This is a genomic window from Amycolatopsis sp. NPDC058278 (assembly GCF_042881395.1).
In the GTDB taxonomy this organism is placed as follows: domain Bacteria; phylum Actinomycetota; class Actinomycetes; order Mycobacteriales; family Pseudonocardiaceae; genus Amycolatopsis.
On the sequence record NZ_JBHVXZ010000048.1, the window covers coordinates 58192 to 70352 of the forward strand.

Consider the following 12161-nt stretch of genomic DNA (forward strand, 5'->3'; position numbering starts at 1 on the left):
CAGATCACCGGCAGGAGCGGTGACGCGCCCGGGTCACCCGCAGACCGTTCACCGCCGGGTGTTTCCGCTCCCCGGCGTCCCGCGAGGCTCAGTCCGGCGCGGCGAAGACTCGAAACGAGATTGCATGACCACCTCCACCCCGGTGAAACCCGCGCGCCCGGCACCGAAACCGGTGCTCGACGGCAAGCAGACGATCCCCGAGCTCATCACCATCCGCACGTTCCTGCTGGTCCCGTTCCTGGCACTGGCCGTCGCCGTCCCGGTGTTCTGGGGCTGGGGCGTCAGCTGGCTCGACCTCACGATCGGCGGCGCCTTCTTCCTCGTGTCGACGCTCGGGGTCACCGTCGGCTACCACCGGTACTTCACCCACGGCTCGTTCCGCGCCAAGCGGGCCCTGCGGATCGCGCTGGCCATCGCCGGCGGCCTCGCGGCGCAGGGCCCGGTGATCGGCTGGGTCGCCGACCACCGCCGGCACCACGCCTTTTCCGACCGCGAAGGCGACCCGCACTCGCCGTGGCTGTTCGGGACGTCCCCGGTGGCGCTGGCCCGCGGCTTCTGGCACGCGCACATGGGCTGGCTCTTCGGCCGCGACAAGACCAACGTCGACCGGTTCGCCCCGGACCTGGCCGCCGACCGCGACCTGCGCGTCGTCGACCGGCTCTTCCCGGTGTGGGTGCTGGTGAGCCTGCTGCTCCCGCCGCTGCTCGGCGGGCTGATCACGCTGTCGTGGTGGGGCGCGCTGACCGCGTTCCTCTGGGCCGGCCTGGCCCGGATCTCCTTTCAGCACCACGTGACGTGGTCGGTGAACTCGATCTGCCACATGATCGGCGAACGCCCGTTCGCCAGCCGCGACCGCTCGGCGAACTTCTGGCCGCTGGCCATCCTGTCGATGGGCGAGTCCTGGCACAACACCCACCACGCGGACCCGACCTCGGCCCGCCACGGCGCACAGCGCGGGCAGATCGACATCTCGGCGCGGGTCATCTGGGCGTTCGAGAAGCTCGGCTGGGCGTGGAACGTCCGCTGGCCGACCCCGAAGCGCCTCGCCGCGCTCGCCCGCTGACGAAACCGGCTCGAAAGTCCTTGCCGCCGGACCCGGTTCCGGTGATCTTGAAGCGATGGACACGGTCGCGCTGACCTTCGACGACGGCCCGTACCCCGAGACGACGCCGGCGCTGCTGGCCGCGCTCGGCGGCACGCGGGCGACCTTCTTCCTGTGGGGCGAGCACGCCGCGGCGCACCCGGACCTCGTCCGGGCGATCGCCGCGGCGGGGCACGCGATCGGCAACCACACGTGGACCCACCCGCAGCTGACCACGCTGCCGGAGGCCGCCCGCGACCAGGAGGTCCGGCGCACGCAGGACCTCCTGACCCGGCTGACCGGGATCCGGCCCGCCCTGTTCCGGCCGCCCTACGGCGACACGGACACCTCGGTCGCCCGGGTGCTGGCGGCCCACGGGCTCACCGAGGTGCTGTGGAGCGTCGACACCCGCGACTGGGCGGGCTGTTCCGCGGACGAGATCGTCACCGCGGCCGGGCAGGTGCAGCCGGGCGGCGTCGTGCTGATGCACGAAGGCCGCCCGGCCACCCTGGATGCGGTCCCCCGCATCCTCGCCGCGCTCGCCGAGCGCGGGCTGCGTCCCGGTCCGGTCAGGGGTTGAGGCGGAAGTACGCCGGCTTCGGGTGCAGGTTCTCGTCGAACAGGCAGGCCGCGCCCTCGCCCGGGAAGACGTCCGGGACCCACGAGTGCCGGTCGGTGAACCCCCAGGTCGTGAACTCGACGCACTTGCGGACGGCGTGGCAGCCGTCCCACAGCTGACCGAAGTAGCTCGCCTGGGTGGCGAGCTTGGCCGCGTCGGCCGGAGTCGGAATCCGGACGTCGGCCTCGGTGACCGCGGTCTCCACGCCGATCTTGGCGAAGCGCGCCAGGTTCTCGCGGTACTGACCCGGGAAGCCGTACTGGATCGACAGGTGCCCCTGGATGCCGACGCCGCTGATCGGCACGCCCTGCCGCCGCAGCGTCTTCACCAGGTCGTACACCGCGTCGCTCTTCGGGTTGATCCCTTCGATGTTGTAATCGTTGATGTAGAGCTTCGCCGCCGGGTCCGCCGCGTGCGCCCAGCGGAAGACGTCCGCGACGAAGCCGTCGCCGAGCTTCTGCCGGAAGACCGTGTCGCGGCGCGTGCCGTCCTCGTTGAAGATCTCGTTGACGACGTCCCAGGCGCGGATCTTCCCCTTGTACCGCTTGACTTCCGTGGTGATGTGGTCGCGCAGGACCCGGCGGAGCTCGTCGGCGGGCAGCGCGGCGACCCAGTCCGGGAGCTGGGAGTGCCAGACCAGCGTGTGGCCGCGGACTGTCTTGTGGTGCCGCCGGGCGTACTCGACGATCGCGTCCGCGCCGGACCAGTCGTACTGGCCCCGCACGGCTTCGACCGTGCCCCACTTCATCTCGTTCTCGGGCGTCACGTTGTCGAATTCCCGCGTGAGCACCGCCCGGTAATCGGTTTCCGAAGCCAGGTACGCCGCGGCCACCGCACTGCCGACGTAACGGTTCGTGGTGTATTGCAGCGGGACCGACGCCGAAGCCGCCGGCGCCTGCCACACGGCAATACCCAGAGTGGCCACAACCGCCATCAGGACGCGTTTCTTAGGAATTCTTCCCGACATCTTCATCCTCCGCGAGGCAATGGTTCTCCGAAACTTTCCAACCGTTTCAAATCAGGTTTCGATGACCTAGAATCTCCTTCATGACAACGAAGTCTGACGAGCTCGAACCAACCGAGACCCGGGTGACCATCGCCCGGATCGCCGCCGAGACCGGTGTCTCCGTCCCGACAGTTTCGAAGGTGCTGAACGGCCGTCCCGACGTCGCCGAAAGCACCCGCGCCCGCGTCGAAGCCGTCATCGGAAAATACGGCTACCGGCGCCGCGCCGACGAACGTTCCCGCCGTTCCCGGCTGTTGGAACTGATGTTCCACGAACTCGAAAGCACGTGGGCACTGGAAATCATCCGCGGGGTGGAGTGCGTCGCCCGCGAAAATGGAATGGCGGTGGTGCTTGCGGAATCGTCGGGCCGGCACACGCCGGGGCAGAGCTGGCTGGAGAGCGTCCTCGCCCGGCGGCCGGTCGGCATCGTTTCGGTGTGCTCCGACTTCACCGGCGGGCAGCTGGCGAAGCTGCGGGCCCGGGACATCCCGCTGGTCGTCGTCGACCCGGCCGGCGCGCCGGGACCGGAGACGCCCTCGATCGGGGCCACGAACTGGCAGGGCGGGCTGACGGCCACCCGGCACCTCGTGGAGCTGGGCCACCGCCGGATCGCGATGATCGGCGGGCCGGAGGGAGTGCTGTGCAGCCGGGCCCGGATCGACGGGTACCGCACGGCGCTGGAGACGGCCGGACTGGCGTTCGACCCGGCCCTGGTGCGCCGCGGCGACTTCCACGTCCGGGCCGGCTACCGGGAACTCGCTTCACTGCTCACCCTCCCCGACCGGCCGACGGCGGTCTTCGCCGGCAGCGACCTGCAGGCACTCGGCGTGTACGAGGCGGCCCGCGACGCGGGGCTGCGCATCCCGGACGACCTTTCCGTGGTGGGCTTCGACGACCTGCCGATCGCCCGCTGGCTGACGCCGGAGCTGACCACGGTCCGCCAGCCGCTGCAGGAGATGGCGGCGGCCGGTGCCCGGCTGGCGATTTCGCTGGCCCGCGGGGTCGATCCGGAGAGCCACCGGCTGGAGCTGGCGACGAGCCTGGTGGTCCGCCACAGCACGGCGGCCCCGGCTCACCGGGGTTACCGGGTGCTCACCGGCGGAGCGCGGTAGGGCGGCCGATCGGGGCTGACCCACGGCCGGCGGGCGCGGCGCCGGCCAGCGCCCCTGTTCTGCCGCGGCCGGCCGGCCCGGCCCGCCGCTCACCACGGCCACCGGGTGCTCTCCGGCGGCCCCAGATAGCTCGCCCGCAGCCCTCCGGTGTCGACCACCAGCTTCTGCACGATCACCGCCGGGTCGACCATCCAGAACTTCAGCACGTGCGGGCCTGCCGTCCCGATCACGTGGCGTGTCGCCGTCAGGTTCACGTTGTCCGACGTCGTCCGCTCCCACTGGCGGTTCATGGACGTGTCGTCGGCCCCCGTCGCCTTGGTGATGTTCACCACCTGCGGCTCCGCGTCGTCGAACGACACCGCATACCGCAGCCCGTCGCCGGACAGCACGTTGCTGCGCGGGGACAAGTACGCCCACACCGTCACCGGCCCGGTCGTGAACAGCGTCATCCGGTACTCCAGGCGCGGCCCCGTCCCCGGTGCGCGGCCGGCCGCCGTCACCGGGAACGGGGTCATCCCCGCCCCGGTCCGTCCGATCTCCGGGATGCGCCGCCACCCGGTGTCCGCCGTGCCGACGTTCTCGCTGCAGTGCTCGGCCTCCATCGACACGTACCCGCCGGCCTCGACGAAACCGCGTCGCCACGGCGGTGGGAGCTCCGGGTTGCGCACGACGGCGTCCACGACAACCGAACTGCCCGCACCCGACACCGTGATCGGCACGGTCGTGGTGCCCTTCGGCACCCGGGACCAGTCGATCCGCACGGTCATGCGCAGCTCCTCCTCCACGCGGCCGCCCCGCGGCTCGACCGCCACCCACGGCGCGCTCGTCGTCACGGTGCAGCGGAACGGCGACCGCCCGCGGTTGAAGACGTCGATGTACTGCGGTGGCGCGCTCTGGTACGGGCTGAACTCCGGCAGCGCCGGCCGTCCCGCGGCGCCGGGCCACGCGTCCGGGGAGCCGTCGACGGCGACCCCCAGTGACGCCGCCGCGGGCAGGTCGAGGCGCCGCACCGCCGGGAAGATGACGTCCGGCAGCGCCACGTTGTTCAGCTCCGGCTGCTGCCAGGGCGCGTTCGGGCCGTAGCGGGCGACGTCGCCGTAGTCGATGTGCGGCTGGGTCTGGAACCCCTTCCACTTCCCGCCGGCGATGCCGGTGTTGTACTTCTCCGCCAGCGCCAGGTCGTCGGAGAAGCGGTCCTCGGTGACGGCGGCGAGGCCGTTGGCCGAGGCCCGGCCCTGCGCCGCGTACAGCAGGTTCGTGAACTCGGCCCGCCGCAGCGCGTACAGGTTGGCCGATGCCTCGACCTCGTACCCCACCAGCTCGTAGTAGGCGTCCTGGAATGCCTTCGGCAGCCGCCCGCCGATCTTCGACGCCCGCGCCGCGAGGTCGTGCCACTCGTCGGTGACCCGGTCCAGCTCGCGGTAGTTGACCAGGCTGAACGGCGTCATCCGGTCGTCGTAGCTGATCGCGTCGGCGGTCGCCGGGTCCTTCGCCGGGTCGACGGTGATCCGCCGGTTGAGCAGCTCCGGCTTGCGGCGGGACTGCAGGCGCCCGTAGTCGTGCAGCACCCCGGCGATCTCCGCCGCCAGGACCGCGCCGAAGTTCGTCTCGGCGAACTGACGCTCCCACGTGGACAGCCGCTCGACGGGCAGCGAATCGGGATTCCAGGCGTAGTCGAGGAAGAACTGCAGCGGCAGCTCGTTGCCCTTCATGTCGCCGACGTTGGCCACCCACAGCCGGTCGTTGCCGTAGGCGTACGCCTGGTGCAGCTGCTCCCACGTGTTCGCGAGCAGCGTCGTGTCGACCCACTTGTAGTTGCGGCCGCCGCCGACGTAGTCGAAGTGGTAGTAGAGCCCGTACCCGCCGGGGTGCGGCGGCAGCGACCGGTCGGGCATCTTGCGGATGTTGCCCCAGTTGTCGTCGGTGAACACCACGATGACGTCGTCCGGCGGGCGCAGGCCCTTCGCCCAGTACCGCTGGACTTCCTTGTACAGCGTCCAGACCTGCGGCACGGTGGTCAGGTCCCGGCCCGTCTCGTGGGCGAGGATCTCCCGTTCCGTGGCGATGATCTCGCGCATCAGCTCGATGCCGTCGCCGTCGGGCAGGCCGACGTCGCCGTTGCCGCGCATGCCGAGTGTGACGACGCCTTCGAAGTCCTCGCGGACCATCCGGCGGATGCCGTCGGTCCAGTAGGCCTTGATCGCCTCGCCGTTGCGGCGGAAGCTCCACTCCCCCGTGCCGCCGTAGGGGTCGTGCCCCGGGGTCGTGATGTTCCCGGCCGCGTCGCGGACGGCGGGAACCGCGTGCCGGTTCCACTCCTCGATCCCGCGCATCATCGGCGCCTCGTGCGAGGTGCCCATGACGATGCCGTACTCCTTGGCCGTCGCGTGGTTGAGCGGGTCGTCCTCGGCGAACGCGCGCCCCCACACCGCCGGCCAGAGGTAGTTGGCCCGCAGCCGGAGCATGGTCTCGAAGACCTTCGCGAAGAACAGGTGGTTGAAGCCGTTCGGGAAGCCCGGCGCCTGGCCCGGGCCGAAGAAGGCCGGGGCCCAGGTGCCGAGCGCCGGGTTCTCGTCGTTGATGAAGAACCCGCGGTACTTCACGTGCGGGGTGCCGAGGCTGAACCGCTCGCGCGGCAGGTGCAGCTCCGCTTGCCGCCGCGGCGGTACGTCCGCCCACCAGTACCAGGGCGAGACGCCGATGCGCCGGGACACCTCGTAGACGCCGTAGATCACGCCGCGCTGGTCACTGCCGGTGAGCACCAGGCGGCCGTCGACGACCTGGCTCAGCGACGTCTCCCACTTCCCCGCGATCCCGGTGACGTCGAGCTTGCCGGCCGCGACCAGCCCGTCCACCAGCGGGCTGTGGCCCAGGGTGCCGACCACGACGACCGGGCCGTGCGCGGGGACGACGTCGAACGACACCGCGGGCCGCACACCGGTGACGCGTTCGACGTCGGCGGCCAGGTCGCCGACGACCCGGCGGACGCCGGGAAAGTCAGCCGACCCGACGACGATCGTCGCGGCCTTTCCCCGCGACACCAACGGAAATCCGGTCCCGGCTTCGGCAAGACCCGGGAGGGCCACGGACCCCGCCCCGGCCAGCGCGAGCAACTGCAGGAACGCACGACGGTGGACCTCGGACGGCACGGCAGACCTCCTGAGTCAGCCCTTCACGGATCCGGTCAGCCCGCCGACGATGCGCCGTTCGGCGAGCACGAAGAACGCGAGCGCGGGGATCGCCGACAACGCGGTGAACGCGAGCACTCGGGCGGTGTCCTGGGAGTACGCGGACTGGAACATCGCGACGCCGAGCGGGAGCGTGAAGTGCGCGGAGTCGTTGAACACCAGCAGGGGCAGCAGGTAGGTGTTCCAGCTGGTGACGAAGGCGAGCACGGCAACCGTGGTCAACGCCGGCGTCGAGAGCGGCAGCAGGATGCGCCAGAAGAAGCCGATCCTGGTGGCGCCGTCGAGCACGGCCGCGTCCTCGATCTCGCCGGGGATCGCGTGCATGAACGGGCGCAGGATCACGATCGTCACCGGCAGCGAGAACGCCGCCTCCGGGATCGCCACGCCCCAGAAGCTTTCGAGCAGGCCCAGCTGGCGCAGCCACAGGTACAGCGGCAGCGTCGCCACGCCGATCGGGAACAGCAGGCCGAGCGTGAACAGCGTGTAGAACGCCTCCCGGCCCTTGAACTGGTAGCGCGACAGCGCGTACCCGGCCATCGAGCCGAGCCCGACGGCGAGCGCCGTGGCGATCACGGCGATCAGCGCGCTGTTGCCGAGGAAGGTCCAGAACGCGCTCGAACCGAGCACCAAGGCGTAGTTGTCGAACACCCACGGCCCCGGCAGCCCGGCCGGGTCGGTGTTGATCTGCGCGTTGGTGCGGAACCCGCCCAGCGCCACGAACAGCAGCGGCACGACGGTCACACCGACCACCACGATCGCCGCGAGGTAGCCCATCGACAGGCCGAACTTGCCGGAGCGCATCAGCCCACCATCCTGGTCAGGGCCCCCTGGGTGTCGCGGCGCAGCGCGAACCGCTGGTACAGCAGGGCGAACACGAAGCAGATGACGAACAGGATCACCGCCACCGCGGAGCCGAACCCGAACTCGTAGCGCTTGAAGCCGTGGTCGATCAGGTAGGTCGCCATCGTCGTCGACGCGTTCGCCGGGCCGCCCTGCGTCATGATCCAGACGACGTCGAACAGCTGGAGCGAGCCGATCACCGACAGGAAGATCCAGATCCGGATGGTCGGCCCGAGCAGCGGCAGCACCACGTGCCGGGTGGTCTGCCACGCCGAGGCACCGTCGAGCGCCGCGGCTTCGCGCAGTTCGGCGGGCACCCCCTGGAGCCCGGCGAGCAGCAGGATGATGCCGAAGCCGATGTACTTCCAGGTGATCACCGCGAACATCGTGTACAGCACGATGCCCGGGTCGGCCAGCCAGTTGTGGACCAGCCCGCCGAGCCCGGCCCCCCGGAGCGTCTGGTCGGCGAACCCGTTCGGCTGCAGCATGAGCGCCCAGATCACCGCGGTGATCGCTTCGGAGAGCACGTACGGCGCGAACACCAGGGCACGCAGCACCGCGCGGCCACGCAGCTTCCGGTTGAGCAGCAGCGCCAGCCCGATCGACAGCGGCAGCTGCACCACGATCGACAACCCGGCGATGATCAGGTTGTGGACGATGGCGCTCTGGAACACCGTGCCGTCGAAGGCATCGGCGTAGTTCTTGAACCCGACGAAGTCGTCGAGCGGGCCGAACCCCTTCCAGTTGAAGACGCTGTAGAACGCCGCGATCCCGATCGGCACCAGGACGAACCCGGTGAACAGCAGCAGGGCGGGCCCGAGCAGCAGCGCCAGCTCGAGCCGCTTGCGCCGGCCGGGCCGGCGCTTACGGGCGGTGACCGCCGGTGCGGACGGCTTCGCGGCCGTCCGCACCGGGGTCGTGGCCGTGGTCACTTGTTGCCCGCCGCGGCCTGGTTGACGGCCGTCACGATGCCTTCGGGGGTGCCCTGGCCGGCGAACATGTTGGCCACCGCGTCGTTCAGCGCGGCGCCGACCGCCGTCGGAAACGCCCGGTCGAAGTACATCTGCAGGTACGGCGCCTTCGTGCCGTAGTCGTAGACCTGCCGGAGCGTGTCGGTCTTCAGCGCCTTCGCGGCGACGGTGTTGACCGGCAGGCCCGCGCCCTGCGCGGCCAGCTGCGTCTGCACCGGCTCGCTGCCCAGGTACTGCAGGAAGTCCGCGCACGCCTTCGACGCCCGGGTGGTGCAGGCGAACCCGTCACCGCCGCCGAGCACCGCGTTCGGGTCGCCCTGACCACCCGCGACGGAGGGGAACGCGAACCAGCCGACCTTCGAGTCCAGGTCCTTGTCCTCGGTCAGCGACGACATCGTGCCGGGCTCCCAGTCGCCCTGCAGCTCCATCGCGGCCTTGCCGTTGGCGACCAGGCCGGCGGAGCTGCCCGCGCCCTGCTGGGCGGGCGTGCCGGCGAACCCGGTCTGGAACGGCTCGGTGGCCAGGAAGTTCTTGAGGTCCTGACCCGCCTTCGTCCAGCACGGGTCCTCGAGCTTGACCGCCTTCACCGACTTCTTGAGCACGTCGACCGAGCATTCCCGGACGGCGAAGTAGTTGAAGTAGAAGGCGTCCGGCCAGCGGTCCTTGCCGCCGACCGAGATCGCCGCGATGCCCTTGGCCTTCAGCTGCGTGACAGCGGTGTTCAGCTCGTCCATGGTCTTCGGCGGGGTGGTGATCCCCGCCTGCTGGAAGAGGTCCTTGCGGTACCAGAAGCCGACGAAGTGCTGTTCGAACGGCACGCCGTACTGCTTGCCGTCCACCTGCCAGTTTTCGCCGAACTTGCCGGTGGTCTGGGTGATCCACGACTTCGTGAAGTCGGTGATGTCGGCGACCTTGCCCGAGGTCAGCTGGGAAGCCAGGTCACCCGCGCCCCAGGACTGGTAGATGTCCGGCGGCTCGGCCGACTGCAGTGCGAGGGGCACCTTCGTGCTGAAGTCCTCGTTCTGCAGCGGCTGGGCCTTGATCGTGACGTCGCCGTGCGCCTGGTGGTAGTCGGCGACGACCTTCTCCCAGATCGACTTGATCGGATCGGTGGTGCCGTTGTGCCACCAGGTCAAGGTGACCGGGCCGCTCGGCTGCGCGGGGGTATCGCTCCCCCCGCTGCACGCGGCGAGCGCGAGCGGGACGACGGCCGCCAACGCGGCGAGAACGGTGTTCCGGCGTTTCACAAACATTGTGGGTCCACTCCTGACGACTTCGGCCGAGTTGGACGGGGCGGCACTGCGCCCGGGTTGGCGAAGAGTCTGCTCCCGGGACAAATGCGATGTCAATCGTTGTCGATAACGTTTTCTATGGCTAGTCTGAGCCGATGCAGCCCAGTTCCAGGGTGACCATCCGTGACGTCGCCGCCCGGGCCGGCGTCTCGGTGGCCACGGTTTCGAAGGTCATCAACGAGCGCTACGGCGTCTCCGCCGCGACGCTCGCGCGAGTCCGCGCCGTGATCGAAGAGCTCGGCTACGAAGCGAGCCTGGTGGCGCAGAGCCTGAGAAACCACCGGACGAACGTCATCGGCATCCTGGTCGCCGACCTCGAGCCGTTCTCGACCGAGCTGCTCAAGGGCGCGGCGGACGCCATCCGCGGCAGCGGCTTCGAACTCGTCGTGTACTCAGCGGGCGGGCGGACCGGAGACCCGGTGGGCTGGGAGAAGCGCTATCTCTCCCGGCTGAGCGGCACCCTCGTCGACGGTGCCGTGCTGGTCACCCCCGCCGTCTCGCTGGAAGCCGTGCCGGGTACGCCGGTCGTCGCGGTCGACCCGCACACCGGGCCGTCGCACCTGCCGACCATCGACTCCGACAACCTCCGCGGCGCGCAGCTGGCCACCGAGCACCTGCTGGAGCTGGGGCACCGGCGGATCGCGTTCCTCTCCGGCCGGCCCGACCTGCAGTCGGCCGAACTGCGGAAGACGGGGTACCTGCGTGCCCTGACGGCCGCGGGCATCACGCCGGACGAAGACCTGATCCGGATCGGCGCCTACGACCCGGAGGTGTCCGCGGCCTCGGCGCACGCCCTGCTGACCGGCCCGGACCGGCCGACCGCGGTGTTCGCCGCGAACGACATCTCGGCCATCGCGACCGTGGGCGCCGCCCGCGAGCTCGGGCTCGCCGTGCCCGACGACCTTTCCGTGGTCGGCTTCGACAACGTGCCCGAGTCGGCGCTCTGCAGTCCGCCACTGACCACTGTGGACCAGCCGATCCGCGAGATGGGGCACCGGGCCATCCGCATGCTCATCGCCCTGATCAACGGCGACGAGGTCGAGCGGACCCACGTCACGCTCGCCACCGGCCTGGTGGTGCGGCACTCGACCCGCGCCCTCCCCTGAACCGTTTCCTCCTCCTCACCTCCTCCCCCAGACGAAGGGCGGAAAAGCCTTGACCACGCAGCCCACCACGGCCGGAGAGCCGTGGCGCGACCCCGCGGCCGACCCGGGCGAACGCGTCCGGGCCCTGATGGCCCGGATGACCCTGCGCGAGAAGCTCGCCCAGCTCTACGGGGTCTGGGTCGGCATCGACTCCGGGGGCGAAATGGCCCCGCACCAGCACGACTTCGTCGACGCCGCGGTCGACTTCGACGACCTGGTCCGCCACGGCATCGGGCAGCTGACCCGCGCGTTCGGCACCCGGCCGGTCGACCCGGTGATCGGGGCGCACAGCCTCGCGCGCACCCAGCGGCAGATCGTCGCCAGCAGCCGGTTCGGGATTCCCGCGGTGGTGCACGAAGAATGCCTCACCGGGCTGGCCGCGTGGCAGGCGACGATCTACCCGGCCCCGCTGTCGTGGGGTGCCACGTTCGACCCGGACCTGATCCGCCGGATGGCGGCGCGCATCGGGGGGACCATGCGCGAACTGGGCGTGCACCAGGGGCTCGCGCCGGTCCTCGACGTGGCCCGCGACCTGCGCTGGGGCCGGGTCGAGGAGACCATCGGCGAAGACCCCTACCTCGTCGGGACGATCGGCAGCGCGTACGTCGCCGGCCTCGAGTCGGCCGGCATCGTGGCCACGCTGAAGCACTTCGTCGGGTACTCCGCTTCACGCGCCGGGCGCAACCTGGCGCCGGTTTCGGCCGGCCCGCGGGAAATCGCCGACGTCCTGCTGCCGCCGTTCGAACAAGCGCTGCGCGCCGGCGCCCGGTCGGTGATGAACGCCTACACCGACACCGACGGCCTCCCGTCCGCCGCCGACCCCGCCCTGCTGACGGACCTCCTGCGGGACACCTACGGGTTCGACGGCACGGTGGTCGCCGATTACTTCTCCGTGGCGTTCCTGCAC

10 protein-coding genes are annotated in these 12161 nt (G+C 70.6%); 5 read left to right on the top strand and 5 right to left on the bottom strand.

The window, feature by feature from the left end; translation table 11 throughout:
* Positions 1-124 precede the first annotated feature (124 nt).
* Both ACFVYA_RS24815 and ACFVYA_RS24820 read left to right on the top strand, forming a co-directional pair.
* Complete coding sequence (locus ACFVYA_RS24815; RefSeq protein ID WP_387048276.1) at positions 125-1063, top strand: acyl-CoA desaturase; 939 nt, start codon at positions 125-127, stop codon at positions 1061-1063.
* 55 nt (positions 1064-1118) lie between these two features.
* Positions 1119-1661, top strand: coding sequence for a polysaccharide deacetylase family protein (locus ACFVYA_RS24820; protein WP_387048278.1), 543 nt, complete (start codon positions 1119-1121; stop codon positions 1659-1661).
* On the opposite strand, the gene ACFVYA_RS24825 is transcribed toward ACFVYA_RS24820, so the two are convergent.
* Positions 1651-2625, bottom strand: a complete 975-nt coding sequence (locus tag ACFVYA_RS24825; RefSeq protein WP_387048280.1) for an endo-1,4-beta-xylanase — start codon at positions 2623-2625, stop codon at positions 1651-1653. The genes ACFVYA_RS24820 and ACFVYA_RS24825 overlap by 11 nt on opposite strands.
* Positions 2626-2747: 122 nt before the next feature.
* Between ACFVYA_RS24825 and ACFVYA_RS24830 the strand changes: the two genes are divergently transcribed.
* Positions 2748-3818 carry a LacI family DNA-binding transcriptional regulator gene (locus ACFVYA_RS24830; protein WP_285991572.1) on the top strand — a complete coding sequence of 357 codons (1071 nt, stop codon included), beginning with the start codon at positions 2748-2750 and terminating at the stop codon, positions 3816-3818.
* Positions 3819-3907: 89 nt separating this feature from the next.
* On the opposite strand, the gene ACFVYA_RS24835 is transcribed toward ACFVYA_RS24830, so the two are convergent.
* From ACFVYA_RS24835 to ACFVYA_RS24850, 4 genes are read right to left on the bottom strand one after another with little or no spacing between them, the layout of a single operon-like run.
* Positions 3908-6967, bottom strand: a complete 3060-nt coding sequence (locus tag ACFVYA_RS24835) for a glycosyl hydrolase 115 family protein (RefSeq protein ID WP_387048282.1) — start codon at positions 6965-6967, stop codon at positions 3908-3910.
* 15 nt (positions 6968-6982) lie between these two features.
* Entirely contained in the window at positions 6983-7807 is an 825-nt protein-coding gene (locus tag ACFVYA_RS24840) for a carbohydrate ABC transporter permease (RefSeq protein ID WP_285991570.1), read from the bottom strand.
* The gene (locus ACFVYA_RS24845) at positions 7807-8778 is read right to left on the bottom strand and encodes a carbohydrate ABC transporter permease (RefSeq protein ID WP_285991569.1); all 972 of its coding nucleotides are present in this window, start codon (positions 8776-8778) and stop codon (positions 7807-7809) included. The genes ACFVYA_RS24840 and ACFVYA_RS24845 overlap by 1 nt, the downstream gene beginning before the upstream one ends.
* Complete coding sequence (locus ACFVYA_RS24850) at positions 8775-10070, bottom strand: extracellular solute-binding protein (RefSeq protein WP_387048284.1); 1296 nt, start codon at positions 10068-10070, stop codon at positions 8775-8777. Before ACFVYA_RS24850 ends, ACFVYA_RS24845 begins: the two co-directional genes overlap by 4 nt.
* Before the next feature lie 134 nt (positions 10071-10204).
* Here ACFVYA_RS24850 and ACFVYA_RS24855 point away from each other — a divergent pair, with 134 nt between their 5' ends.
* Together ACFVYA_RS24855 and ACFVYA_RS24860 are read left to right on the top strand one after the other, a co-directional pair.
* A complete protein-coding gene (locus ACFVYA_RS24855) occupies positions 10205-11215 on the top strand; it encodes a LacI family DNA-binding transcriptional regulator (protein ID WP_285991567.1) in 1011 nt (336 codons plus the stop codon).
* Between the two features lie 49 nt (positions 11216-11264).
* The coding region (locus tag ACFVYA_RS24860; RefSeq protein ID WP_387048286.1) for a glycoside hydrolase family 3 protein at positions 11265-12161 on the top strand (897 nt) is incomplete at its 3' end.